The 26,603-nt window shown below is 46.6% G+C and carries 25 protein-coding genes and 1 tRNA gene; 10 read left to right on the top strand and 16 right to left on the bottom strand.

Features of this window, described 5'->3' with window-relative positions:
- Nucleotides 1-21: 21 nt before the first annotated feature.
- The 9 genes from QZZ22_RS03005 to QZZ22_RS02965 form a co-directional block, all read right to left on the bottom strand.
- Nucleotides 22-786, bottom strand: coding sequence for a response regulator (locus tag QZZ22_RS03005; RefSeq protein WP_292462556.1), 765 nt, complete (start codon nucleotides 784-786; stop codon nucleotides 22-24).
- A 227-nt stretch (nucleotides 787-1,013) separates the two neighbouring features.
- Nucleotides 1,014-1,208 (bottom strand) — tRNA-Trp (locus QZZ22_RS03000).
- Between the two features lie 75 nt (nucleotides 1,209-1,283).
- Nucleotides 1,284-2,360: a nicotinate mononucleotide-dependent phosphoribosyltransferase CobT gene (gene cobT / locus QZZ22_RS02995; protein ID WP_292462554.1), complete on the bottom strand. Its 1,077-nt coding sequence runs from the start codon at nucleotides 2,358-2,360 to the stop codon at nucleotides 1,284-1,286.
- A gap of 60 nt (nucleotides 2,361-2,420) precedes the next feature.
- A complete protein-coding gene (gene proS, locus QZZ22_RS02990) occupies nucleotides 2,421-3,854 on the bottom strand; it encodes a proline--tRNA ligase (protein WP_292462552.1) in 1,434 nt (477 codons plus the stop codon).
- Nucleotides 3,855-4,047: 193 nt separating this feature from the next.
- A complete protein-coding gene (locus QZZ22_RS02985; RefSeq protein WP_292462735.1) occupies nucleotides 4,048-4,773 on the bottom strand; it encodes a redoxin domain-containing protein in 726 nt (241 codons plus the stop codon).
- A 193-nt stretch (nucleotides 4,774-4,966) separates the two neighbouring features.
- A complete protein-coding gene (locus tag QZZ22_RS02980; RefSeq protein WP_292462550.1) occupies nucleotides 4,967-5,605 on the bottom strand; it encodes a ZPR1 zinc finger domain-containing protein in 639 nt (212 codons plus the stop codon).
- Nucleotides 5,602-5,982, bottom strand: coding sequence for a cell division protein SepF (gene sepF, locus QZZ22_RS02975; RefSeq protein WP_015054620.1), 381 nt, complete (start codon nucleotides 5,980-5,982; stop codon nucleotides 5,602-5,604). Before sepF ends, QZZ22_RS02980 begins: the two co-directional genes overlap by 4 nt.
- 185 nt (nucleotides 5,983-6,167) lie before the next feature.
- Entirely contained in the window at nucleotides 6,168-6,650 is a 483-nt protein-coding gene (locus QZZ22_RS02970; protein WP_292462548.1) for an RNA-binding protein, read from the bottom strand.
- Nucleotides 6,651-6,752: 102 nt separating this feature from the next.
- Entirely contained in the window at nucleotides 6,753-9,344 is a 2,592-nt protein-coding gene (locus QZZ22_RS02965) for a valine--tRNA ligase (RefSeq protein WP_292462545.1), read from the bottom strand.
- 257 nt (nucleotides 9,345-9,601) lie between these two features.
- Between QZZ22_RS02965 and QZZ22_RS02960 the strand changes: the two genes are divergently transcribed.
- Together QZZ22_RS02960 and QZZ22_RS02955 are read left to right on the top strand one after the other, a co-directional pair.
- Complete coding sequence (locus QZZ22_RS02960; RefSeq protein ID WP_292462543.1) at nucleotides 9,602-9,814, top strand: hypothetical protein; 213 nt, start codon at nucleotides 9,602-9,604, stop codon at nucleotides 9,812-9,814.
- A gap of 66 nt (nucleotides 9,815-9,880) precedes the next feature.
- On the top strand, nucleotides 9,881-10,231 hold the full coding sequence (locus QZZ22_RS02955; RefSeq protein ID WP_292462541.1) for a class II SORL domain-containing protein: 351 nt from the start codon (nucleotides 9,881-9,883) through the stop codon (nucleotides 10,229-10,231).
- Nucleotides 10,232-10,479: 248 nt separating this feature from the next.
- Here the strand turns inward: QZZ22_RS02955 and ahbC are convergent, their stop codons facing one another.
- The 3 genes from ahbC to cobA form a co-directional block, all read right to left on the bottom strand.
- Nucleotides 10,480-11,682 carry a 12,18-didecarboxysiroheme deacetylase gene (ahbC, locus tag QZZ22_RS02950; protein WP_292462540.1) on the bottom strand — a complete coding sequence of 401 codons (1,203 nt, stop codon included), beginning with the start codon at nucleotides 11,680-11,682 and terminating at the stop codon, nucleotides 10,480-10,482.
- A 131-nt stretch (nucleotides 11,683-11,813) separates the two neighbouring features.
- On the bottom strand, nucleotides 11,814-12,611 hold the full coding sequence (locus QZZ22_RS02945; RefSeq protein ID WP_292462538.1) for a uroporphyrinogen-III synthase: 798 nt from the start codon (nucleotides 12,609-12,611) through the stop codon (nucleotides 11,814-11,816).
- Between the two features lie 14 nt (nucleotides 12,612-12,625).
- Complete coding sequence (cobA, locus tag QZZ22_RS02940) at nucleotides 12,626-13,387, bottom strand: uroporphyrinogen-III C-methyltransferase (RefSeq protein WP_292462536.1); 762 nt, start codon at nucleotides 13,385-13,387, stop codon at nucleotides 12,626-12,628.
- Nucleotides 13,388-13,545: 158 nt separating this feature from the next.
- Between cobA and gpgS the strand changes: the two genes are divergently transcribed.
- Nucleotides 13,546-14,757: a glucosyl-3-phosphoglycerate synthase gene (gpgS, locus tag QZZ22_RS02935; RefSeq protein WP_292462534.1), complete on the top strand. Its 1,212-nt coding sequence runs from the start codon at nucleotides 13,546-13,548 to the stop codon at nucleotides 14,755-14,757.
- Between the two features lie 84 nt (nucleotides 14,758-14,841).
- Here the strand turns inward: gpgS and QZZ22_RS02930 are convergent, their stop codons facing one another.
- The 3 genes from QZZ22_RS02930 to QZZ22_RS02920 form a co-directional block, all read right to left on the bottom strand.
- On the bottom strand, nucleotides 14,842-15,240 hold the full coding sequence (locus QZZ22_RS02930) for a DUF1699 family protein (protein ID WP_292462532.1): 399 nt from the start codon (nucleotides 15,238-15,240) through the stop codon (nucleotides 14,842-14,844).
- A gap of 103 nt (nucleotides 15,241-15,343) precedes the next feature.
- The gene (hisD, locus tag QZZ22_RS02925) at nucleotides 15,344-16,624 is read right to left on the bottom strand and encodes a histidinol dehydrogenase (protein WP_292462530.1); all 1,281 of its coding nucleotides are present in this window, start codon (nucleotides 16,622-16,624) and stop codon (nucleotides 15,344-15,346) included.
- A 94-nt stretch (nucleotides 16,625-16,718) separates the two neighbouring features.
- Nucleotides 16,719-18,947: an ATP-dependent DNA helicase gene (locus tag QZZ22_RS02920; protein WP_292462528.1), complete on the bottom strand. Its 2,229-nt coding sequence runs from the start codon at nucleotides 18,945-18,947 to the stop codon at nucleotides 16,719-16,721.
- A gap of 195 nt (nucleotides 18,948-19,142) precedes the next feature.
- Here QZZ22_RS02920 and mpgP point away from each other — a divergent pair, with 195 nt between their 5' ends.
- The 3 genes from mpgP to QZZ22_RS02905 all read left to right on the top strand — a co-directional run bounded on the left by mpgP (nucleotide 19,143) and on the right by QZZ22_RS02905 (nucleotide 21,903).
- On the top strand, nucleotides 19,143-19,967 hold the full coding sequence (gene mpgP / locus QZZ22_RS02915) for a mannosyl-3-phosphoglycerate phosphatase (protein WP_292462526.1): 825 nt from the start codon (nucleotides 19,143-19,145) through the stop codon (nucleotides 19,965-19,967).
- A 167-nt stretch (nucleotides 19,968-20,134) separates the two neighbouring features.
- Complete coding sequence (locus QZZ22_RS02910) at nucleotides 20,135-20,668, top strand: hypothetical protein (protein WP_292462524.1); 534 nt, start codon at nucleotides 20,135-20,137, stop codon at nucleotides 20,666-20,668.
- 5 nt (nucleotides 20,669-20,673) lie between these two features.
- Entirely contained in the window at nucleotides 20,674-21,903 is a 1,230-nt protein-coding gene (locus tag QZZ22_RS02905; RefSeq protein WP_292462521.1) for a glycoside hydrolase family 15 protein, read from the top strand.
- 85 nt (nucleotides 21,904-21,988) lie between these two features.
- On the opposite strand, the gene QZZ22_RS02900 is transcribed toward QZZ22_RS02905, so the two are convergent.
- On the bottom strand, nucleotides 21,989-23,287 hold the full coding sequence (locus QZZ22_RS02900) for a TrpB-like pyridoxal phosphate-dependent enzyme (protein WP_292462519.1): 1,299 nt from the start codon (nucleotides 23,285-23,287) through the stop codon (nucleotides 21,989-21,991).
- Nucleotides 23,288-23,725: 438 nt separating this feature from the next.
- Between QZZ22_RS02900 and hisS the strand changes: the two genes are divergently transcribed.
- Genes hisS through QZZ22_RS02880 form a run of 4 tightly spaced genes read left to right on the top strand, consistent with a single transcriptional unit; the run spans nucleotide 23,726 to nucleotide 26,578 of the window.
- The gene (hisS, locus tag QZZ22_RS02895; protein WP_292462515.1) at nucleotides 23,726-25,000 is read left to right on the top strand and encodes a histidine--tRNA ligase; all 1,275 of its coding nucleotides are present in this window, start codon (nucleotides 23,726-23,728) and stop codon (nucleotides 24,998-25,000) included.
- Nucleotides 24,969-25,454: a hypothetical protein gene (locus QZZ22_RS02890; RefSeq protein ID WP_292462513.1), complete on the top strand. Its 486-nt coding sequence runs from the start codon at nucleotides 24,969-24,971 to the stop codon at nucleotides 25,452-25,454. The genes hisS and QZZ22_RS02890 overlap by 32 nt, the downstream gene beginning before the upstream one ends.
- On the top strand, nucleotides 25,444-26,097 hold the full coding sequence (locus QZZ22_RS02885; protein WP_292462511.1) for a hypothetical protein: 654 nt from the start codon (nucleotides 25,444-25,446) through the stop codon (nucleotides 26,095-26,097). Before QZZ22_RS02890 ends, QZZ22_RS02885 begins: the two co-directional genes overlap by 11 nt.
- Entirely contained in the window at nucleotides 26,072-26,578 is a 507-nt protein-coding gene (locus tag QZZ22_RS02880; protein ID WP_292462508.1) for a hypothetical protein, read from the top strand. Before QZZ22_RS02885 ends, QZZ22_RS02880 begins: the two co-directional genes overlap by 26 nt.
- Nucleotides 26,579-26,603: the final 25 nt, after the last annotated feature.

Raw genomic sequence — 26,603 nt, 5'->3', positions numbered from 1 at the left:
AATGACGTATTCCTTTAAATGTTATTCATCAAATATACTAAGATCTTCTCCAGAACAGATCAGGCCTGTGATCTCACCGTCATTGCCATTAAGAACAGTATCATACCAGCGCACGGTGATGTGCCTGCCATCCTTACGCACTATCGGGATCTCCCAATAATCCGGCAGTTCCGATGTCCCGGTCATAGCAGCCTCTAAAGAGGCCCTGACATCAGCAATCATATCGTTGCGAACAATGGCTTTCACAAAATCCTGCCCTATCAGCTCAAACTCCTCATATCCCAATGTCTCATTGCCTTTTCTGTTAATGAGATTGACTCTGAGCTCCGCATCTATAACAACTACAATAAAACCTGCTGCATCGAGATAGTTCATCGCATCATTTCTCTCAGCAAGGATCTTGTCCTGCAGGTGCTTGATGCGCAGCAGGGATCTGACGCGAGTGACCAGTTCCATCCGGTTCACTGGCTTGCCCAGAAATTCGTCAGCACCCACTTCAATGCCTTTTATCCTGTCATCCTTACCCGACAGGGCAGTGACCATTATGACCGGAAGGAACTGAGTCTCCACCGAGGTCTTCAGACGTCTGCAGACTTCATACCCATTCATGTCAGGCATCATTACATCCAAAAGGACTATGTCGGGTTTATCGATCTTGATTCGCTCAAGGGCCTCATGTCCATTGTATGCGTTAATCACATCATACTCCGACCTCAGATAAAGCCCCATCAATTCAACAATTGCCTGCTCATCATCAACTATGAGTACTTTGTCCCTATTCTGCATGCACCTTATGCTCCATTTTTACTGTACACTGATTATTATTGCACATCCCTGTTTAATATATGCATGTCAATATAAATATGGTGGTATCACATCATTTTAGTTCACATTATGCGAAAAGATTGCTATAATCCCGAATATACAATATTACTCTCTGCATATATAATTTTAGGCACATGAATAAGTAAGACACACCAAGAAATAGAAAAAATGAAACTATAAATGAGAAATGGGGCTGGTGAGATTTGAACTCACGATCGACGGGTCTCTCCGAACTGCTGCATTACACAGCATTAAGGTATGAGCAACATCAGTGCTCCAACGGTTCCTCACCGGCCAACCCCGTCGGGTTAAGCCTCAGTAGACCCGTTGTTCATCATTTATCCGCTGGAGCCCATCGCCATGCCGGGCTAGGCCACAGCCCCATAAACTGACTCGTACCCCTGAATAAATCTTATCTATGATATATTTAGCGGTACGATTAAGGAACAAGTAAAAAATCACATCTCCTGACATTTGATTCTGTCAAGGTCTCCAAGCCTGCACAGGTCTGCACATAGATTCTCTATCTCCGAGCGGATCTTTTCTTTGGAATGGCCATACATCAATGCAAGATACATGGCTCCGCCTGCACCTACGCCCTCCTTCACAAAACCAAGCTCATACTGGCGGAGACCTTGGGAAACAGACTTACCAAATTCTGGATCCACACCATAGAACCTGGCATCCAGTTGGCCTGCAATTTCCCTGAAATTGGCAGTATCATCGCTGACAACATAACTGGTCGTAACTATTTTGATACTTGCCATCGGATATCCAAGGTGCTTTATCACTGCATAGATGGATTCCATCTGGGTGCCACCCGCAAGTATTACAGAAGTGCTTCCAAGACCTGCAGTAATACCTGCCACTGCGACCATCATGGGATCGCCCACGCAACTGACAGCCCTGAGAGGCTCATCCCGCAGGGAGCCTGATGTGATTCCCGATGATGCCAGCGCGGCTGCAACAACTTCTCTTTTAAGAGTAAGAGGATTGGAGCTGGAACTGCTGCTCACATCCCCATCATACCCGAGGGACTGCAGCACGGCGTTTGCAGTTGTCGTACCGCCAGGAATGCTCTCCCCTATCACCACAAGATCATGATTTAGAGCAAGTTGCTGCCCCAGTTTGAATGCGTTCCTGAAAACCTCCTCGATATTCTGTACTGCCACAGGACCCCTTATATCAGAGCCCGGCATCCCCCCCAGGTCAACGAGCGGAACTTCTTTTGCAGGAAATACCTTCAGACCGGCGTTCACGATCATTAAAGGCACACCTGTCAGAGTCAGAGCTGCTCTGGTTATGAGGGCAGGAGTCGGAGTGTCATAAGGAGGCGTCATCGGCAGTATCGGTATGTCGATGATCGTACCCTTGTGCAGGACCTCTGCATCTCCTGCAGGGGTATAATCAGTCAGCCTTGCAGTTTTTCCCGCAGCTGAAAGTCCTTCAATGTAGGCGGTCTCGGTGTTTCCCAGCACACAGACAAACAGCGGCCTTTCGGGCAATCTGACATTCTCGGGCGATAGAGCATCCATAATTATCACCTAACGTATTTTATAGGGTATATATCATATTTTCCCAGATTTTCTTGAATCTCAGTATGTTCTTGCCACATACACCTGCGTGTCTGCATCAGCATCGCAGGTGATGCATTTACCCTCGCACGCAGCCTGTCCCGTAGGAATGCCCAGGATACCCGCACCAATCTCATCTTCAAGCCGCAGGCCGCACTCTTTCTTGCCACACCAGAATACTTTTGCAATACCCTTTGTGATATTCTCCTTCACTTCTGCAGGAGTCTGGCAATCAAATATGCGCTCTTCCAGTTCCTTCTTTGCCTTCTCGTACAGATCGGTCTGGATCGCACTGAACACTGAAAGGACTCCATTTTCAATGTTATCAAGAGGAACCTGCTGTTTTTCGCCGGTGTCACGGCGCACAAGCATGGCGGAGTTGTTCTTGAGATCCCTTGGACCAAGTTCGATCCTTACAGGGACTCCTTTCATTTCCCATTTGTAGTACTTGGCACCCGGACGGTTCTCGCTTGCATCCATTTTCACCCTTATGCCTACCTTTTCAAGATTGTCCCTGACTGTCTCGCATGCCCGGAGGACATCGGACGACTCCTTAAAGATAATTGGGATGATGGCAACCTGTACCGGAGCGACCTCTGGAGGAATAACAAGTCCCTTATTGTCCCCATGGATGGATATCAGCGCAGCTATAGAACGCTCGGAGATCCCATAGCAGGTCTGATGGGCATAGACCTGCTCGCCATTCACATCTTCATAGGTGATATCGAAGGTCTTTGCAAAGTTAGCTCCAAGATGATGCGCTGTACCAACCTGAAGAGTCTTGCCGTCGGGCATGAGCGCATCTGTAGCTATGGTATAGTCAGCCCCCGGAAACTTATCCCAGTCAGGCCGTTTGGAAGGCAGTACGGGAATAGCAAGCCTGCGATAGAATTCAGTGTAGATGCGGATAGCTTCATCGACCTGGGCTGCAGCATCATCCCACGTGGCATGTACTGTGTGTGCTTCCTTGAATGATGTAATCTCACGCAACCTTATCAGCGGACGTGTATGCTTGGTTTCATACCTGAAAGTGTTTACTATCTGGTAGAGCTTGAGGGGCAGGTCAGCATGGGAGCGAATCCACATCTTGTACATTGGATAGATAGCCGTCTCACTCGTTGGACGAAGTGCGAGTTTCACATCCAGGGGGGTTGTGCCTCCATGAGTGACCCAGTAAACCTCATCTTCGAACCCCTTGATATGCTCAGCCTCTTTCATGAACTCGTTCTCTGGTATCAGCAGAGGAAAAAGCGTTTCCTGATGATCTTTATCAAGAAGCTCGCGAATAATGCCGTAAACATTTCTCCGAATGTTGAAACCAAAAGGATACCACACGTAAAGCCCTTTAACCGGGTAACGTACATCCATGATCTCCCCTTTCTGGAGGAGGTCGTTATACCATTCACTAAAACTCTCTTTTTGAGGAAGTGCAGCCTCTTTCTCTTGTTCTGCCATATGGTCACCTTATTTCTACTTTCATTTCCGCTTGATTTTGGATAATTAAATAAGTACATTGCTTATAGGCATTTCCTTTGAGACCCGCTGCAAGTAGTCTGTGGAGTCGCTGCCGGAGTACGCCCGAAATCATCAGTAAGATGAAATCTCTGATTAAAATTAAGATAAGAACATATGCGCTGCTGAAAAAAAGCTATCTTCTGCGGTCCTTTCTCATGCAGAGGAACCATCCGCTGCACTTCAGACCACTGTCCTCATCAGTTTCCCGATCCTTTGCATCAGTCCAGGTAGTGGGATTCGGGACTATCACATCGTCACCAGGATGCCAGCCCTCCGGTGTATACACCTGCTCGCTATCCGATTTCTGAAGAGCAAGAATCAGTCTTTTGATTTCATCCATATTCCTGCCGGTGGAGAAGGGATAGAGTAACATCGCGCGTATCTTTGCCTGAGGGTCGATTATAAAGGTCGCGCGCACCGTCTCTGTGCTGAATTCCTGCAGGCTGAATTTTCCGCCTGAGCGCTCGAACCTCTCAAGGATCTCTTCCGGGGAGTAACGTGCGTTGGGATGTATCATGCCGTACCTGCGTGCAATCTCCATGCTGAGGTCTTCGATGACCGGGAACATGATATCAACATCCTTCATGCCTTTATACTCTATCTTGTCCCTGATGGCCTCAAGCCACGCTATATGGGAACTGTTACTGTCAATAGAAAGGCCAAGCAGTTCAGTGTTAAGTTTCCTGAACTCCTGCTGCATGAAGGCAAAACGCATGAACTCTGTGGTACAGACCGGAGTGAAATCACCGGGGTGACTGAAGAACACAACCCATTTCCCCCTGTAATCATCCGGGAAATTCACAACACCCAAGGTTGTCCTGGCCGTAAAGGACGGCGCATCATCTCCTATAAGTGGCATGGTAACATTATGACAGCATTCCTCTGGCAAGATGCATTCCCTCACAGTGTTTTAAATATGTGATTGTTATTATCAGACTACAATATATATAAGGTTTCGGAAGATGCAGGATAATTCCAGGGAAGGTCGAAAGAGACAAATTGAGATTTCAAAAGGAAAGTGGAAGTGGCTGAAAAAAGATAGGATGTAGGCATTAATCAGTAATCGTATGATTCTGGTCGCATGCATCGATCTCTATCTCTGATGTAGAAGTATCAAACACTATCATTCCCGTTTTAAGGTGTTCTACCTCTCCAGGGGTTAGCTGCCTTGACTTTGCCCTTTCAGATATGATGGCGCTGTTTCCCATAGGGTCCTCTATGATAAGTGTGAGTTTCTTTTGTCCATCTATCGCATCCCTTAAAGCCTGCTGGATATCAAGCCCCAGGGAATATTTCTCGGGGTCCTCGATATGCCACTTCGTTGCAGTCATGACAACGTCCAGTATTCTGTCAAGGACACCTTCCACGTTAGTTACATAAGATTCGGAGATCGAGCCGGGTTCCACATCAATACCAAGTTCAGGTATGCGGATAGTTCCGGAGGTGGAACGTACGACCCTGCTGTTCAGGTCTTCCTGATTTTCCAGTTCCAGTTCATATCGCATTGGTGCACCCTGTGCAAGGATAAGCGTATCGGCAAACCTAAAGCCGCATTCGCACCGGGAAGTAATATGCATGACCTCCCCAAAATAAGGAATATCATCACCCTGCCAGTTGATGATAAGATCCTCATGACACAGAGGACAGGAGGTCCTGGTCACAAAATGATGGCAGGGGGCCTCTTCACTCAATACCTTCCACCAAGGATCTTCGATCTGTCGATCTTGATGCCGGTAGGTGTCACAAGCACCTGGTCATCCTTTATTCCTGCGATATCGCCGTGAACGTCGATGACAACATCCTTGAGATCCTTTAATGCACGGTCAAGCATGAGTTTATCAGCTTTTATGTTAGAGATATCTATCATCACGATATTGCCACTATATATCTCCTTTTTCAGGGCAGTCAACTCGTTAAGGTTGGTCAGTTCAGCTACCCTTACGTATGTCTCTGCAGGTTCCTCGTCCAGCACTTCTTCGTACTTTGTAAGGTCAAGTTCCGTATATTCATCCTCAACTGTTGTGGTTTTGCTAGTGCCACCAAACAACTTGTTCATGATCTTTGCCATAATGTGCCCTCATGTATTCAATAACATTGCTGCTATATTAATAATATCGATACTACTTAAATTGTTACCGGAATTATGTTCAGTTCAAAGCAGCAGGTTGGTTCCGCACTTACATGACACTTCCGGTTTATCCGATAATTATACTTACATTTATACATCAGTTCATGATATATTAACCATTTCTTTCAGATGTCAAGATTCCAGAGCTTGTCGCCCACATAATGGACAGATTTTATCGCCTTGCCTGAACTTGCCTTCATTTCAGCACCGGAAATTATGGCAATGCCTATGGCAAGTGGCTTTTTGTGTGTTTCCTCCACAATGATCACAGGGTCACCAGCCCGGATATCGGGGTCTGCGGAAACTATCCCCGGGCACATCACATCAGCTCCGTTGACAACGAAGCGGATAGCTCCGGCATCTACCTTGACTACGTTCTTCATCAGGCCAAGCTCAAGTACTCCCCTTACGGTCGGGAAGTAAATATCACCTATCTTGAACAGGAGCAATTTGCCTTCGATTATCACAATAGGCAAGTCATCAGCAGTGGCTGTTTCAAACTTCTTTTCAGAGAAACTGTCGACCACATCGCCGAAAGAATCTTTTAGTTCCTTCAGCAATTTGATCTTATCCGATTTCCTTATTTGTATCCTGGATCTGACTTTCAACTGATCACCCATAACACAGACAAGCATGTCCAATTTTGATTATGCATGGGGGACTTTTAAAGATTGCGTGGAGAAACGCATCCATATCCCTCCATACATATGTTACCTCACGATAACAACGGGCATTCCGCTGACATCGAGAACATCCACCGACCTGCCTGCTGAAACAACTTCCTTTTCGATCTCAACGAAATCCGGTTCAAGTTCTATGACCTCTCCGTTGATAGATACAGATATCTTGCCCTTTGAAATATCGTCCGCAACTTTTTTAGGGTTCTCTTCAAGCAGGGCATCAATAATCGCCTTTGCCTTTCCTCTGAATACCGGGCCTATTTTTCCCATGTTGGGCTTAATATTCACAGGCACATGCTCAAAGTCCGGCTTGCCGGCGATAATCTCTACAGGGGAATTTGTCACACCTATAAGATCGGTGATATCTATATCCACGCCATATAGCTCGATCTTTTCCAGACGGGCGTTCAATGCCATCCCTTTTTCAGACTTGTATCGCCTGACAGCACTTGCAACATCCTTGATGAACTCACCGGATTTCTCGACATCGGCATCTATAAGGTCTTCTCTTGCCTGTGGCCATGACTGGACATGTATGCTCCCCTTGCCAATATTTGAGAACATCTCTTCCGCGAAGAAAGGAGCAAAAGGTGCGAGCAGCCTTGTCAGTGTGTCCACCGTGACAAACAGGGTATACTTTGCAGCTTGCTTCCCGATACCATCGTCTCCGTAAAGACGGGACTTGATGAGTTCAAGATAGTTGTCAGCAAGTATATCCCATGAGAAGCCGCGTATCGCCTTGAAAGCTTCATCGAATTGATATGTATCCATGCTCTGTGTCACGGATAGGATAAGCCGGTTAAGGTGGCTCAAAAGCCATCTGTCTATAACTTCAAGTTCGGAAATATCCATTTCAGCGTATTCGTAATCCTCAAGGTGGGACATAGAGAACCTGTAGATGCTCCATACTTTGGTAAAGAACCTGGAAGCTGCTACGACATCCTTCCATCGGAACATAACATCCGAACCAGGGGAACCACCCACAGCCGCCCATTGCCTGAACGAGTCTGCACTGTAATCTTTGATAACTTCCTCAGGTGAGATAACATTGCCCAGGGATTTACTCATCTTGTGTCCATCCTCACCCAGCACCATGCCATTGATGAGTATGGAATCCCATGGCCTCTTCCCGGTGAGTGCCATGGACCTCAGTATTGTATAGAAAGCCCATGTACGGATGATATCATGACCCTGCGGCCGCAGCTGTGCCGGAAGTTTCAGGTCGTGCCCGGAGAGCCAGCCGGAAACATGAAGCGCTGTAATGGATGAATCCATCCAGGTGTCCAGTACATCCTCCTCAGGCTCGAATTCTGTGCAACCGCAACTGCAAGCTTCAGGAGGCTGCTGCCTGGTGGGATCTATGGGCATCCAGTCCTCCTTTGCAACCATGACCTCACCGCACTCCTTACAGTACCAGACAGGTATAGGAGTTGCGAACAGCCTCTGGCGTGAGATACACCAGTCCCATTCCATGGTATTTATCCAGTTGTCAAGCCTGACCTTCATGTACTCGGGAAGCCAGTCAATCTCATCCGCTGCCTTTGCCACTGCATCAGTATCTATTTTTACGAACCACTGCCTTTCAGAGAGAATCTCGATCGGAGTATTACAACGCCAGCACATGCCTACGTTTTGGTCGAGTGTCTTCTGTTCGTACAGGTGACCCTGTGCTCTCAGGTCCTCGATAATGGCAGCTTTGCACTCAGGGATACTCAGTCCTTCATACTTGTCTGCGATAGCAGTCATACGGCCATTCTTATCAATCGCCTTGCGCAACGGAAGCTGATGCTCCACCCACCAGCGTACGTCCTGCTTGTCACCGAACGTGCATATCATGACAACACCAGTACCAAAGGAGGGGTCCACCTGAGAATCACTGATCACAGGAACCTCATGGCCGAACAGAGGGACTTTTACATTTGAACCGACATTGGCGTTGTAGCGCTCATCATCAGGATTGATAGCAACAGCCACACATGCTGCAAGCAGCTCGGGCCTTGTTGTTGCTATCTTGAGCTTGTCGAAATTAAGGAAATTGAGTTTTGTGTCCCTTGCATCATATTCCACTTCAGCGAAGGCAATAGCGGTCTCACATCGGGGGCACCAGTTCACAGGGTGCTCTGACTGGTAGACACGTTTCATGTCATACATCTTCCTGAAGGAGCGCTGGGTCTTGGAATAGTATGCAGGCTCCATTGTCACGAACTCATTGCTCCAGTCCACAGAGAAGCCCAGGTTCATCAGGGTGGCTCGCATCTTCTCGATGTTCCCAAGGGTAAGATCGCGGCACATCTGCCTGAATTGCTCCCTGGGCACTTCATTCTTTGTGATACCGTGAATCTCTTCCACTTTTACTTCCGTGGGCAGTCCATGACAGTCCCATCCCTGAGGGAACATGACATTGTAACCGCACATTCTCTTGTAGCGTGCGACAAAGTCGATATAGCACCAGTTGAGGGAGTTGCCTATGTGAAAATTACCGGTGGGATAAGGGGGAGGAGTATCGATAATATATTGTGGTCTTGTACTGTCGTTCCAGTCGAAATGGTACATGGACATATCCCACATTGCTTTCCACTTTGGTTCAACTTCGTGCGGGATGTATTCTTTTGGGACCGTCATCATAACTCTCCGATAAATATTATATAGTTATTGTATTTTTTATCTTACAGTGGTCTAAGATTATTTAAATATATCTGGTTGCATGCGCCCTTTTATCGTAAGTGATGGTAATGTAAAATGAACATTATGTGGTATAACTGCCCGGTTGAAGATGGCTGGAACAGTTCTAATCTGTACACAACATTTGCAGTCAATAAGAATATGCATTAAAAATAACTTACCGAAAATAGTTTATACGAATATGCCCCATCTAATTTATGGGCGCTCAGGACTACGATTTTATCGAACCTGGCTGGCAGGTGCATATAAGGGAGCAGCTATTTTCACACTTAAGTCAATATCATGTGCCAGATATACTGTCAAATGAATTACACACTACTTATAAGGAAGATGTAATAATTCCAAGTAATGGCCTGTTCATGACAGACAGAAACTCTGGAGCAAGAGGCTTTAGTAAATCTACAGAATAAAAAGAAGAAGAATGAACATCCTGCAATATCATGAATAATATTAGATAAATAAAAAGAGGTTAAAAAATGAATTTTGGAGACATACTTAAGGGAAGAGAGGCAGAAGGTAAGGAAAAGCATGTGCCTGAAATCGATATTATCAGAGGGCATGGGAAAGACAAGAACGATTTTGTAAGAGTTACTGTTGGAAAAGAGGTCCCTCATCCCAACACCGTAGAACACCACATCGAGTGGGTGGAATTATATGGTATCACAAAAGAAGGCCGCACTATCAATTTTGGACGCATGAGTTTTGAACCCGTGCATACAGAGCCGGTAGCCACATTTCATGTAAAGGACATTGATAACTTCAAATCTTTCTGTGCACTGGAATACTGCAACATACACGGGGTATGGCAGAACTGCATCGAAGTCTGAACATAGGCGCCTCGTAATGTGGCAGTATCTCGCCACATCTCTTTTATATATGGGCAGGAATAGTTCTCACTAGATTGTGACTATCGATCAATCTAAAAAACAGGAAGGCGATAATAATGCTTATGGCCCTTATAATAAAACTGACTTTACTTACTATGACAGCAGCCCTGCTGGCTTACGTCTACATAAGTTACATGGCGCCTCATATGTAACACAGTAACCACTATCGGAAACAGGATGCAAAAATATCATACGTCGTTACTGTATTCTATTTCCTCTTTCGTCAGGTAACATGCCGGGTCGTCGGCCCATACATTATTGAACACTGCTTCTGCACGCACACGGAAATTTCCATTACACACATCGAACCACTTGCATTTAGCACATCTGTCAGCATTCGCTTTTATCAGAGATTTACGGTCCTTCAGACCTGCCATAAGGGTATCAGATGTATCTTTCCATATCTCACTGAACCTGCGCTCCTTTACATTACCAAAACTGTAATGCCTCCAGAACTGGTCAGGGTGAACAGAACCGTCCCATGAAACGCATCCAAAACCTATACCTGTGGAGTTACCCCGGTTCATCTGCAGGAGTTCCAGTACCTCTGCAGCACGCTGCGGATCTTCTTTCAGTAGGCGCAGATAGATGTATGGACCGTCGCAGTGGTTGTCAACCGTGAGCACTTCCACCATTTTGCCTTTGTCATGGAGCTCCTTTGTCCTGTCCATCAGCAGGTCCACTGTCTGCCGAGTCTCTTCCAGTGAGAGATCCTCATCCCTCATCCCGGAACCACGTCCGGAGTAAACAAGATGATAGAAGCAGATGCGAGGAATGTTCTCTTCTTCCAGCAGATCGAGGATGGCAGGGATATCCTGTACATTATGCTTGTTGATGGTAAAACGCAAACCCACCTTTATATCTTCTTTCTGGCAATTGCGCACGGCCTGCAAAGCTTTGTCAAAAGCCCCATTCATACCTCTGAAACGATCATTAGTCTCTTTCATGCCATCAAGAGAAATTCCGACATAGGAGAGGCCTATATCTTTAAGTGTCTTTGCCATCTTCTCTGTAATAAGGGTGCCGTTGGTGGATATAACAGCGCGGATGCCCCTGGAGGTTGCATATGCTGCCAGTTCAGGCAGGTCCTTTCTCATCAGGGGTTCTCCTCCGGAGAACAGTATGACAGGAGTACCGAATTCTGCGAGATCGTCTATGAGTTCCTTTCCCTGTTGAGTGGTGAGCTCATTATCATAATCAATATCCTTCGAATGAGCATAGCAGTGAACACAACGAAGGTTACAACGCTGGGTGACATTCCAGACGACTACCGGTTTCTTGTCCTTTGAAAACTGGAGCAGATGGGAGGGAAGTCTCTTCGAGTCGCGTCCGTAACGCAACGCGTCAGATGGCTCTACGGTCCTGCAATACAATTTTGAAATGCCTATCATTATGAATGCTCCTGAATAAAGGACAAAAATTGACCTGTGTCCGTGATTGACCAGACTATATGACAATACTATATTACATCTGTGGTTCGTATATGTACAAAGGAAGTTAAAAGGGGGAAAAAGGTCCTTCTTTACGAAAGGCGTTCCTTTATCGACTTAAGTACTTCCTCGAAAATGAATTTATCGGGGATGACAGACACTTTTACACCATATCCTTCAAGAGTTTGTGCCGTGGGACCACCTATTGCTGCAACAATGACATTGTTCAATGCGCTGACCACCTGTTCCTCTGAAACTCTTGAACGTGCATGTTCAAAGAAATTATGTACCATCATAGAACTTGTGAATGCAAAAGCTGCGATCTCACCGTTGATGGTCGCATCAATAAGCTTATCCTGCTCGTTCCCCGCCGGCTTTTCCAAAGTATATACCTGTGTTTGGTTTACAACGGCTCCGCAGCTACGCAGGCCTTCAACAAGATGCTCCGAGCCGTAGAAGCTCCTGGCAGTATCAACTACTCGACCCGCCACATAGTCACGGAGATAATCCACAATACCTTCGGAACTGTAAACTCCAGGCATTCCCATAACCTTAACACCTGCTTTCTCAAGTGCCTTGCTGGTCGTAGGGCCGATGGCAATGACCTTTGTCCTGTTGAGTGCATCTATGAAATTTTCCCTGGACTCCGCCGATATCTTGCTCATAGTGAAATCTATCCCGTTAGCACTTGTGAAAATCACATAATCAGCCCTGCCGTCGAGAACTCTTTCCACAAAACCATCAAAGAACTCGTCTTTCATATCGGTTATCTCTACCATGGGCACTGTGAACGTGTCAAAATCCATAGATCTGGCCAGTTCTACAGATTCCTTAATGTATCTTTCAGGCCGCATGATAGCAATTACCGGCTTTTTAGTGTTCTCAGCCATTGAAAACCCTCCAGTTACCAGTCCGAAAGAATTTGTTCGCCGAGTTCATCATGAAGCTTCACCACAGTACCGATGACAGTTATAGCAGGTGCCTTTACATTCTTTTCCTTTGCTATGGATGCGATGTTCTCAAGAACACCAATGGTCACACGCTGGTCAGGGCGGGTACCTCGCTCAATAAGTGCAACCGGGGTTTGTGGGTCCTTACCATTCTTTATGAGTTCGCTGACATTGTTCTCAAGCATCTTAACCCCCATGAATACAACTATGGTGCCATCGAATTTCGCAAGGGTCTCCCAGTCCAGAGCGCTCTCGTCCTTTGTGGGGTCCTCGTGACCAGTGATGAATGTAACCATAGAAGCGTGGTCTCTGTGGGTCACGGGTATGCCGGCGTATGCAGGCACGGCTATTGCGGAAGTTATTCCCGGGACGATCTCAAACTCTATTCCCGCTTCGATGAGTTCCTGGGCCTCTTCGCCACCGCGCCCGAACATGTAAGGGTCTCCACCTTTAAGGCGGACGACATTTTTGCCTTCCCTGGCCTTTCCAATGATTACTTCATTGATTTCATCCTGCCTGAGAGTATGATCTCCTGCATGCTTTCCTGCATCTATCTTTTCCGTGCCTGCAGGGATGGAATCAAGGATCATCTTTCCAGGAAGCTGATCATAGACTACGACATCGGCAGAATCTATAAGCCTTCGGGCTTTTAGTGTCAAAAGCTCCGGGTCACCGGGCCCTGAGCCCACCAGATACACTTTTCCATTTTTGGTCATGTTAGCGAAATCCTGTCTGTCTTACTTTGATTCTAATGAATCTGTTAAGTATATATTCATTTTCCCGTCAAATGCATGATAAAAAGGCACATTTTATCTTCTTTAAAGTGTAATTATTATTTACAATTTATTAGCATCTTAAGAGGAAGTGGGCAAAGATGGACTTTTTTCAGGAGAAGATAACAACCATACACAATTTCTACAGCGATACCGACAGAATGTTGCAGCACCTTCATGAACTCTCCTTCATCCGGCCTGCTGTTGTGGTATTACCGATGCTGTACAGTGAAATAGAGAACCCGCCACTGACTCGCATCATTGATGAAATGAACAAATGCACGTTCATACACAATGTTGTTATTGCGCTTGCAGCAGAAGATAGGGAAAAATATACCGCTGTTGTCAATTTCTTCGAGCGTCTTGAATTGGACCATATTGTAGTCTGGTGCAATGGTGACCGCATAACATCTGTAGTTGAGAAGATGAAAGAGAATGAACTTGACATTAGTGAGTTCTCAGGAAAAGGAAAGGATGCATGGATAGCATTAGGTATAGCAAGCCTTCATTCGTATGCAATAGTACTTCATGACGCGGACATTATTAACTACAACAGGGAATTTGTCGCAAAACTTCTCTATCCAATAGTTCACCCCCAGTTAAACTTCTATTTCAATAAGGGTTATTATGCCAGGATCAATCTTGAAAAAAGGACCATGCATGGGCGTGTGTACAGGCTTTTCGTACGCCCTCTGTTAGATACCCTTATGAGGGACGTGCAGTATGAGTCCGATATCCTGGAATACATGCAGGCTTTCAGATATACGCTCTCCGGCGAATTTGCGTTTACAAGGGATCTTGCTCTTAATATCAGGGTGCCTTCTGACTGGGGACTGGAAGTTGGCCTGCTGGCTGAAATATACAGGAACACATCACTGAAAAGAGTATGCCAGACCGACCTTGGTTTTTATGATCACAAGCATAAGGAACTGGGCACTGATGCCAGCGAGGGACTATCAAAAATGGTGAACGATATTATGGCCACATTCCTGCGTGTGGTGAATGAGACCACAAGCACTCAGGTGTCCACTTCTTTCCTCAGAGGTATACAGGTAAAGTACAGGCGTTCGGCACAGGACCTGATAAGGCAGTATCATGCGGATGCGGTCTGTAACGGGCTTGAATACAGCAGGCATCTGGAAGAGCGGCACGTAGAAACTTTTGCTGAAGTGCTGATGAATGCCGGCATACAATACCTGAAAAATCCTTCAAGTGTTCTCCTTCCCGACTGGGCACGCGCCCTGTCTGCAATACCGGATCTCAGGGAACAGTTAATGGAGGCAGCACAGGCAGACCTCAGTGATCTCAGGTAAAAAGAAGCTGAAACCTATACAAAAAAAGTAGAAAATAATATGTGTGCAATATCCGTTGATATCCCACCCATTGCAATACAGGGGTTACTTTTTGCTCAGGATATAGAATAGCATGTCGCGATTCAGTTTACCCTCGCGTTCAAGCTTGTTCACAATCTCTTCATCGGACATACCTTCGGATTTGAGATCCTTCACCTTGTCAAGCAGCGCCGGAGAGACGCTGTAGTATTCATTGATATCCTTCCGGTGACCCCATACGTCCCCTTCAATGAGTTTGATATTCTGCATTTCCAGAAACATCTCAATTGATTTGGAAACCGTGCGCCTGTATGAGCTCGGTATCTGTATCACTTCTACTTTCGGGCAGGTCTGCACCAGGGAAAATATGTCTTTGTTAGATGGTCTGAAAGCTAGATGGATTACCTTTTCATTTGTATTCAGTTCTGGTATCTCCTCTCGCGAACTTACAACTCTGATCTTCATGGAACTCCCTCACATTAAGCCTTAAATTAATAGACTTGCTAAATTAACGTATGTGCTCACCTATTAAATAATTATCGATTTATGACGTAAAAAAAAAAGATTGTTAGTTACTGAACCGAGTTCTTATAGAATCTGCATGACCAGTAAGACCTTCTTTTTCAGCTATCGAGATTACTGCATCCTTGAGAGTTTCAAGTCCTTGCTTACTGATTTTCTGTATGCTTGCACATTTCATGAAATGAGTGATGTTGAGCCCGGAGTATATTTTCGCATAACCTGCTGTCGGCAATACGTGATTGGTGCCCGATGCGTAGTCGCCCACAGGTACCGGAGCATAATTGCCCACGAATATGGAACCTGCGTTCTCTATCGTCTCAAGTACAGAATCCGGCTCATAAACCATTATCTCCAGGTGTTCAGGCGCAAAATCGTTCGAAAAACGGATGCATTCATCAAGAGACTCAGCCAGGAGAATTGCAGCATTTTCCAGGGAATTTTCCACTATTTCCGACCTCGTGGTCCTTGCGGCTTGTTCCAGTACTTCTTTATATACATATTGAGCAAGTTGCGCCGAAGTTGTCACCAGAACGGAAACTGCATTTGGGTCATGCTCAGCCTGGGCGATGATATCCGAAGCGGCCATGCGCGCGTCCGCCGAGTCGTCAGCTATAATAAGGACCTCACTTGGTCCTGCGGGGAAATCGATCTCAGCCTTATCTCTTACCTGCATCTTCGCAGCAGTCACATAAACATTGCCTGGGCCGACTATCTTGCTTACACTGCAAACCGTTTCGGTCCCATATGCCATAGCTCCTATGGCCTGCACGCCACCCACCTTGTACACATGATCAGCACCTGCAATCCTGGCTGCCGCAAGGGTCAGGGGATTGATCCTGCCATCAGCTCCCGGGGGTGTGCACATCACCACACTCTTCACGCCTGCGACCTTGGCAGGGATGATGGTCATAAGGGCCGTGGAGGGATAGGAAGCCCGCCCGCCTGGCACGTATGCACCCACGCTTTCCAGTGGAGTGAACTTCTGGCCGAGTTCTATACCGGGAGATAGTTCCATGAACCATATTCTTTCCGGCATCTGGGCCTCGTGGAACTTCCTGATATTGCCGGCGGCAAACTCAAGGTGCCTGAGCAAGGACGGATCGACATTTCTCATGGCCTCATCAATCTCTTCGGCGGACACTTCAAGAATATCCACATCAGCACCGTCAAACTTCCGGGTGTACATGCGAAGGGCTTCATCACCCTTGTGTTTCACATCCTCCAGTATTGATGCGACAGTTTCCCTCACATCTGCAAGCTCGCCTCCGCGGTTTATGAGTCTGTCCATTTCCTCACTGTTCACTTCAGATAATTTTTTATAAAGCATGATGATTTCCTGTTAGATCGGCATTTGCATTTTTGAAAGGAATAGATTGTCATAATATATACATTGTCATAATATATGGATTCTTCAAAAGACACTATTTATCAAAATCACTGAATGTACTCTGCTCATTCCCGAGCATCGAATCCATTGTCCGCGAGTTCGGATTTCCCGTAGTACCGCTCCCGGGGCGGATACCCGGCCTGGAGCCAATCTCCTGAAGCAGCTTCTCTGTGGTCTTTGGACCCAACAGGCCTCCAAGAACAACCGGATCGGCGTTCCTTAGATCTTCAATATTTCTAAGACCACTGTCATATAGCTTGCGCGCACGCACACGCCCTATGCCACGTATTCCCACAAGTTCCATAAGCTCCTGGCGCGCACCGTAGTGTATCCTCTTTTCGATGGTAATCGCCATATCTGCGCTACTGTGACCTGTCACCCTTGCCAGTCTTGACGCAGAGTGCATGAGCCACTCGGCAAGGTCTGCAAATGAATGGATGTCACCATCACCTACATTAAATACCTTGCTTATGTCATCCATGGACCGCTCATTGATCCAGTCCAGTATCAGAAGTGCAGTTTTCACTTCCCCGAGGAACCATTCATAATCAGTGGCCTTGGAAGGGTGTGGTACCTCACTGAATTCCTCTATATGGGAAAGCACAAAGTCGTTAATCAACTCATAATCACCTGCCCTCAAGTAGAGCTGGCGCATATCAGGGGCCTTGCATATGAGATGCACCAGTGTCAGTTCGGTCACATTTGTGGCTTTACGCAGCCCTTCAATGATGACAGCCGCCGAGAGAGGATCGATATAGAGCATAGAGACAAGTTTTCCCAGAGGCGTCGCTGCCAGATGAGTTTCACCCTCCAGCATCTTATGATGCTTAAGGAAATCCAGGCACTCATCCACCACTGAAACTATACCCCAGGTGTCGTTCTGGTGAGCAAAGAACGTAGCTTCAATGAACTCCATCAAACCATCACGGGTACCTGCAAAGCCGTTGACGATAGTGGACAAGATATGTGTCCTCAGCGCATTCTCTGTACCGAGCTTGGACCATATGTCTTCTGCACTTGCTTCAATATAGTTCTCAAAAAGCAGTTCCATCTCATTATAGGATTTGGCAATAAGCACAGCCTCACCATAAGGATCAAGCTGCGGCCTGCCTGCGCGGCCTGCCATCTGCTTGTATTCAAGGACCGGAATGGGCTGCATGCCAAAATTCGGGTCGTAGCGCTTGTAGCTCCTGACTATCACCCGTCTTGCGGGAAGATTCAGCCCTGCGGCAAGTGTGGGAGTGCTGGCAACCATTTTGATCAGGTTCGCACGAAAACCATCTTCCACAAGCTTGCGGTGCGCGGAATTGAGGCCGGCATGGTGAAAAGCCGTGCCACTCCTTATGCACTGGGCCAGCACCTTTGAAGCTTCCGATTCCCCTGTCTCGATAACCTGCTCGACAATCCCGTCAAGTGCAGCCCGAGTCTTCCTGTCAAGCAGTCCTGATACTTTCGCACCCGCCCTGCGTGCAAAACCTACACTGTTCTTACGACTGCTCTCAAAAACCAGGCATTGCCCCCCACTCTCAAGAGTGTCGATGACCAGGTTGATGGCATCGTCCCCTGAAGCATCAGGCACCAGTTTTTGCGAGCCCCTGAAATTGATGTTGCCACCATAGAAAACACCCTCCATCAGGTCTGTCGGCCTCCACTCACTGAGCACAAGTTCAGCCTTGAGCCAGTTAGCGACTTCGTATGCATTGCCCACGGTTGCAGATAGTGCAATTATCTGGCAGCCCGGGTTGAGTTTCATAAGCTTGGTCAGGGTAACTTCCAGCGTGGGGCCGCGGTTGGCAGAATCAAGCAGGTGCACCTCATCCACTACTATTGTGGTAATATCCTCCATCCATGAGGTTCCATTGCGCAGCAGGGAGTCGGTCTTCTCAGAAGTTGCTACAATGATGTCATTGGAGCCCAGCCACTCATCCCTTGATTCAAAATCCCCTGTGGAGATGCCTACCTTTATGCCCCCTTCCTTCAGGGTAATCGAGGAGAATTCCCTGAAGCGATCGAACTTCTCACTTGCCAGGGCTCTCAGGGGAACTATGTACAGAGCCTTGCCTCCTCTGCTTATGGATGTGAGCATGGCAAGCTCGGCCAGCAGCGTCTTTCCCGATGCAGTAGGAATCGCTGCAAGAACATTCTTCCCGGAGAGCAGCCCCTTTTTAATAGCTTCTGCCTGAGGAGGATATAACTTTTCTATTCCCGAATCGAGATAGAACTTCTGTACCTCTGCCGGAAGTTCAAGGGATTTTATTTCCATATTATCATGTAAAAAGAGATGATATCTAATAAAATTACCCTCGGGAAACTGCTCGTCCATGCAGATAAAAGCAATACAGAGTCATAAGAATACTGGATTGAAGGAGTAGATTATTCTTTTGCAGCATGCTTTTGTTGAATATGATTATATGAGATAAATAAAATAAGGTTATGTAAGGGATTTGGAGAGGAATGAATGAAATACATAGTTTTCACTGATCTTGACGGGACTTTGATAGACCATGACACATACTCTTATGAAGCCGCAAAACCTGCTATCGACGAGCTAAAACAGAGGAACATACCGCTCATATTCTGCACCAGCAAGACCCGTGCCGAAATAGAGGTGTATGTAAGGGAACTGGAGTCTTCCCATCCATTCATCTCCGAGAATGGTGGAGGCATATTTATTCCCATGGGATATTTCGAGGCAGATCATCCGGTTTCAAGGACAGAGGGATCTTATGATGTTATAGAGCTTGGGACAGCCTACGACACACTCAGGAATGTTCTTACAGGCATCAGAAGTCATGATGGAATACATGTGACAGGATTCGGGGACATGGATGCAAGAGAAGTAAGCGAGGATACAGGGCTTGATATTGAGTCAGCAACCCTTGCAAAGATGCGTGAATATGATGAGGCTTTCAAACTGGAAGGAGATGAGAAAGAAGCCGTAAAGCTGGCAGAACTTATAGCGGCACGTGGCCTCAACTACACAAGGGGAGGCAGGTACTGGCATATCCTGGGAGACAATGACAAAGGAAAGGCTGTGAATATCCTCACCCGCCTTTACAGGAAAGATTACGGAGAGATTCAGACTGTAGGACTGGGAGATAGCCTGAATGACCTCCCCATGCTGCACGCGGTTGACATGCCTGTCCTGGTACAGAAGCACGGTGGTAAACATGACCCAAAGATAGACGATCCAGGAATTAACAGGGTTGAAGGAATCGGGCCAGTGGGATGGAATAAAGCGATAATGGATATTCTGGAAGATATCCGGGAATCTGATCGTTGATCAGGACAGAGCGGAAACGCATTCATCAGAGTAGATTCTAAGGAGTCATTCACTAAATACGAATATTGTATTAATGATAAGGATATAATCTCTAATAACTGGTTATGTATCCGGCATGAAGCAACTGCAAAATTCCGGGTTACATTGGGAAGGAAGGGGTAGATGAGATGATAAGGCTTGAAAATATGCTTCCCAGAGCATTTCTGGTAGGGATAACAAAAATGGTGGACATGGCAGGACCGTTGGAAACAATATCCTGGATGCGATCCATAGGTGAGGAACTTGCGCAAATAGAGGGTCCGGGATTTGAGGGTGCGCGGATGGACAGTGATATTGTTTATTTGCCTATATGCCCTTTTGGCAACGAGATCGTCGAGTTCTCAGAGATGTATGATGAAAGTCCTCCACAGTTCGAGGCGATCATTAACACCATGTCAAAGCTCAAGAGAGAATCTGATACTCCCTGGGAATATCCTGCTATGTCACATGTTCTGGATGTCCTGCAACACAGCTATAACCAGAAAAGGGCTGAACTTGCAGGCACCAGGTATCATAATCTCGGTTCTAAATCGCCGCTTGGTGATATAAGACATTATAATGAGGAAGCCATTGAAAGGTCCGGGTTAACAAAGAAAGATGTAACAGAGATACTTGACAAAGCGTTCTTTGTCTATGTGATCGAGCATCCCGAAAAGGAGTGAATCATTTGAACCTGATAGAAGCAGAAAGACTGTACGAGAACAGCGTCAGAATACTCAAAATGAATCAGCATGAGAACGGAGGCTTCTATGCCAGCCCTCCCGGCACACGCTACCCTTTCATCTATCCCAGGGATCACTCCATATGTATTTATGGTGCTGTGGAAGCGGGACTGATGAATGAAGCCCGCAAAGGTCTGGAGTTCATGCTCAACTCACAAAAACCGATGGGTGAATTCTCGCAGAGATACGATGTCGATGGCAATGACGCTAGTTATAAGGAGTTGCAAATAGATGGCAACGGACTTGTACTCTTTGTGCTTGGAAAGTATTTCAAGGCTACTGGCGGCTCTTTTTATGAGGAGATGGCTGACAAGCTATTCATATCCAAATATTGGGAAATCATTGAAAAGGCAGTCCAGTTCATACTGATGAACAAAAACGAAGAAGTAAATCTGATCCACACTATCAATAGCATCCATGAGTATCCTGCTTATGAGCACGGCTTTGAGATATACGCTAATTGCGCCTGCTGCGCTGGCATATATGCTGCTGTAGACATGGGAAAAGCACTCGGTAAAGATGTGTCCGGTTGGGAGGAGCAGGCTGACATAATCAAAAAAGCAATCCTCACAAGACTTTATAGTCCCAGAAGAAGATCCTTTGTCAAATGCATCCGTGTGAAGGACAAGAACAGCAAGCCCATTGGATATGATCCATTTGCCTCTCTCGTCCACGACATCGATGCTGTGGAGTATGCTCCCGCCTATTTTGAATTAATAAGCGATTATGACATCAAGGTAATGTCTACATCCAGAAGGATACACCAGGAACTGTGGGATAAGGAGATTGGCGGCCTCAACAGGTATCCTGAGTACTGGGGACGCAACAACGGTGGCTACGGACCTTGGTGTCATTTCACATGCCAGCTTGCCAACCATCATACAGAAACAAACAACCAGGACATGGCGGAACTTTACCTGGACTGGGTGGTTGACATGGCGCATGAATACACACTTCCGGAACATATCTCCACGATAGAGAGGTTTGAGCTCTGGCTTGAGGATTACACTAACGGCAAGATCCTTAGGGATAGTAAAGTGAAGCTGATAGAAGACATAAGGGCGCATCCTAAATGGGAGGACGGGCTCGCGTATGTCACCATCCCGCTCATCTGGCCGCATGCGGAATTCATTATATCCTATAAAAAATACAGGGATAAGTTCCACCCGGCCTGAAGGAAATTGCGCCAATAAGAAAAAAGGAAGGAAACATGGCAAACTTAAAGCCATGCATCCCTTATGCTTTTTTTGTATTCTGATCTTACTCGTTGGTAAGCTCGCCTGAGAAATACTTATCGTACGAGCCCATGTCAAAGTGACCATGGCCGCTGAGATTGAAGAGGATGGTCTTCTCCTCGCCGGTCTGCTTGCATTTGATAGCTTCATCCACAGCTGCTTTGATGGCATGTGAAGACTCGGGAGCGGGGGCAATTCCCTCGCTGCGTGCAAATGTCACAGCTGCGTCGAATACCTCTATCTGATGATAGGATCTGGCTTCCATGTATTTATCAGCCACAAGTTTGCTGACTATAGGGGAAGCGCCGTGGTATCTCAGGCCGCCTGCGTGGATGGCAGGTGGTATGAAACCGGATCCCAGTGTGAACATCTTGAGCAGTGGTGTCATCTGTGCCATATCACCGAAGTCGTACTCAAATTTGCCTTCCGTGAGAGTTGGGCATGCTGATGGCTCGACGGCTATGATCCTTGTGTCGGCCTTGCCTTCGATGTTGTCCCTGATGTAGGGCAGACTCACACCAGCCAGGTTGCTTCCTCCTCCACAGCACCCGATGACGATGTCCGGATAGTCTTCGGTCAGTTCGAACTGCTTCTGGGTCTCCAGGCCCACTACTGTCTGGTGGAGACATGTATGGTTCAGGACGCTTCCAAGCGCATATTTAGTATTGTCATTGAGAGCTGCGTCCTCGATAGCCTCACTGATGGCTATGCCCAGACTGCCGGTTGTGTCCGGATACATCTCCAGCACCTTCCTTCCAAATTGTGTGTCCGGGCTGGGTGATGGTACGACTGTTGCTCCCCATAGATTGATGAGGGATTTTCTGTATGGTTTCTGGTAGAAACTGGAGCGCACCATGTAAACCTTACATTCGATGTCGAAATAGTTGCATGAGAGCGACAGGGCGCTGCCCCACTGTCCGGCACCGGTCTCAGTACTGATCCTTTCGGTACCCTCTTTCATATTGTAATATGCCTGCGCTATAGCAGTATTTGGCTTGTGGCTTCCTGCGGGGCTTACGCCTTCGTTCTTGTAGTATATCTTTGCAGGAGTTCCAAGTATTTTCTCAAGCCTGTGTGCCCTGTATAGTGGTGAAGGCCTCCACAATTTGTATATCTCGCGAATCTCTTCCGGGATAGTGATATATCTCTCGGAGCTCATTTCCTGTTTGATGAGCTCTTTTGCAAATATGGGTTCAAGGTCCTTCGGGTTCATTGGCTCCTTGGTTGCAGGATTCAGAGGCGGTTCTACAGGCAGATCGGCAAGGATGTTATACCATTGCTTGGGCATATCGTTTTCGTCAAGTAGTATTTTTGTGTGATCCATGATGACACCTTGTTAGCAGGAATAAATCCATTAATGTATATTTTAGTACATTGGTGAAGTATTTAATGTTTGTGATTTGGAACGATAGAGATTAATACAAACCATTAAAGGATAAATCTAACAAATCGAAATCTAGGTCTGCAAATCTTCGTTCTTTATTAATGACAGTATCTCTGAATACTACTGGCACTGGAAGCGCATATAAATCCATGTATCGGATAATAGTCTGCTCAAGACACGGATTCACACAGATGAAAACGGATTTTGAAAGATATGGGATGACATTAAGTTAGAGTCGGGATTTAATGAGCCAATTTGATATCTTTAAGGGATATTTAGAAGTTATAATCGAAAATCTAAAATAGGCTACCCTTATAGTATCCGAACAAAACATGAAAAGTATTGTAGCCACATTCAGTTTTATCAGGTTGATCAAAAATGACAATTAGCAGACCACGAGGGACCAGGGACTTCCTCCCGGAGGACACCAGGTGCAGAAGGAACGTAGAGAACATCTTACGTAAGGTGGTCGGAAACTGGGGATTCCAGGAAGTAATCACCCCCACATTCGAGTCACTTGAGCTGTTCACATTGAAATCGGGAGAAGGCATAGTCGGAGAACTGTACAATTTTACCGACAAGGGGGAGAGAGAGATGACCCTGCGTCCGGAACTCACGGCACCTGTGATGAGGATGTACGTTAACGAGATGCAGGCCCGCCAAAGGCCCCTCAAGTTGTTCTATTTTGAGAATTGCTTCAGGTACGAGCGTCCGCAGAAGGGACGCTTCAGGGAATTCTGGCAGTTCGGGGTAGAGCTTATTGGAAGTGACAAGGCAGACGCCGATGCGGAGGTCATTGCTCTGGCCAGTGAGATGCTTAAGTCAGTGGGCATCCGGGGAGACCTGCATGTAAACCATCTGGGAGTTATCAGACATCTGCTCAGCGTCCTTGAGACAGAGCAGCAAAGCAGGATAATGAGGCTTGTGGATAAAAAAGAGCAACAGGGACTTGAAGACTACCTTGCGGAGATCAGTGCACCTGCAGACCTGCACATGAAGCTGGTCGAACTTATCACTCTTACAGGCAGCGATGCCATCCAAAGGGCGCGGATGCTTGTTGGCGACATACCGGAACTCGCGGCTTACCAGGAACTTCTCACATTATTGGATACCTATGGGGTTGAGTACACAATAGACTTTGGGATTGCCAGAGGGTTGGACTACTACACAGGCACTGTTTTTGAGATATACGCAGAGGGGCTAGGCGCCCAGAAGCAGGTATGCGGAGGCGGGTCCTACCAGCTCATCAAGCTCTTCGGGGGCGGAGACGTTCCCTCCACGGGCTTTGGACTGGGCTTTGACAGGATAATGGAAGTGTGCACAATCGAGCCGGAGGAAGCAAAGCCAGTAGTCATCATCGCGATGGAAGCCACAAGACTTGATGCTGTAAAGATTGCCGTGCAACTTCGCCCTTACATGCCGGTCCATGTAGATCTGATGAAGCGTAACTTCAAATCCCAGCTATCCTATGCCAACTACCTCGAGGCAGGACACGCCATAATCATAGGTGAAAAGGAGGTCAGCGCAGGCAAGGTTATGCTAAAGGACATGCACAGCGGAGAACAGGAACTTCTCACGATCGAGGAAGTCATCCTCAGGCTCGGTAACCAGGGTTCTAAAAATGACTCTGCGGCACAAGAACATATTAAGTGATGAAAGGGCTGCAGATGCCCTGCCCATGAGGTTCACAGTCGCATCAATTGTACTCATGATAGTGGTATTGCTCTGCGCTTCAGCCATATCCGCTATGCTGGAGAATGAACGTATCCGGGAGGCAGGAGCAGTTCTTTCCCGGATAGACTCGAATGCAAAAATGATGTCGGCTCAGGGAGAGGGGAGCAGAGTCACAATTGATATCAATATTCCTGCGAAGGTCACACTTGTCCTGGGAGGCTTACCAGGTCATGAAAATAAATGGCCTGAGGATGCACGTAACCATTACATCAGGGCAGGCAGCAGGCAGATAACAGGAGAATCCACTGCCTCTTATTCAAACGGAGGTCTTAACGGAACAATGGTACTTGGTCCCGGGCAGCACAGGATAACACTGGAAAGTGTTAAAAGGACTTCTTACAATAGAATTTTCGTGAAAGTATATGAAAATTAAGCTATGTCTGCAAAAAAGTACTCCTCGTAAATATCTTTTTCACTTTATTGCAGACGACAGGGCCTGGATAGATCTGCTCCTTTCAAAGGTCGCCCTTATTTTTGTGAGCATCATTATACTGGCAGCTCTCTATCATCTGGCTGCAGATGCCGGGCGCATGAATCATGATCGTCAGCTTGATTTAATTGCACAGGATTTCTGCTCTGCTATTAACAGTGCAGGGAAAAGCAGCTATGAGACTGCTGGTGGAAATATCTACTTTTTTGATGCATACAATAAATATGGCAATTTCGGTTCAGGGATCAACGCTTCGGTATCGGGAGAGTACGTGAGCGTGTCCTTTGAGGAGAACGGAAGAAGATACGGTTCAGTAAAGCCTCTAATGTACAAAACCCTGCCACTTTCGGAAGATGAGGTCCGCGGGGAGCTTATGGGTGCTTTTTCAGCAAACGGCAATATCAGCCAGCCAATACCGGCATTCTATGGATACACAGCCGTCACCGAGTTTCTTGCAGCTCTCGGAACAAAAGAAGAAAATTTAAATACAAGTATGGAAGTTCACATTGAAAAGACCTTGATATACATTCATAATTTAAACGGAACTGAGGTTAAAGAACTTGAGTACATCCTTGTTCATCAGTGATGAAAAAGCATTCATGGAACCGCACAACGACATTATATCAACTGCTATGATCGTGATAGGTTTTGTCATCTTCGCCGCAATACTATCAAAAACATACCTTACATATGATGATAATTCCCTATCCTTGGAAAACTATCGTCAAGCGGCCCTGATAGCAAATGATGTTGTCGGTTATCCTGCCATTCAGGGAAGCCGTCAGGATCTGATATCAGCCTATGCCTTGGATTCCATTACCATGCCTGCTGCAGACAGGGAAATGCATAGTGACTTCTTTCAGAGGTTCTCATCAAATGCCGACTTCTTTGTAGATGTACGCACAGATGACGGAAGCCATGCCTGGATAATAGACAGGTATGAAGCGTCCTCCCATGACGGAGATATCATTGCCGCCTCCGTACCTGTTGTGATCGAGCTCGGTAACAATGCCCGTTGCGTTCCCGGAACGGTGACTGTCAGGTTGAGAAAGAACAAATGGATATAGAGTGAATCAAGGGAGAGCAGAACAG

This window comes from Methanolobus sp., assembly GCF_016278365.1.
Lineage (GTDB): Archaea > Halobacteriota > Methanosarcinia > Methanosarcinales > Methanosarcinaceae > Methanolobus.
The sequence above is the reverse complement of the archived record's forward strand: the minus strand, read 5'-3'. Positions and strand labels throughout refer to the sequence as shown.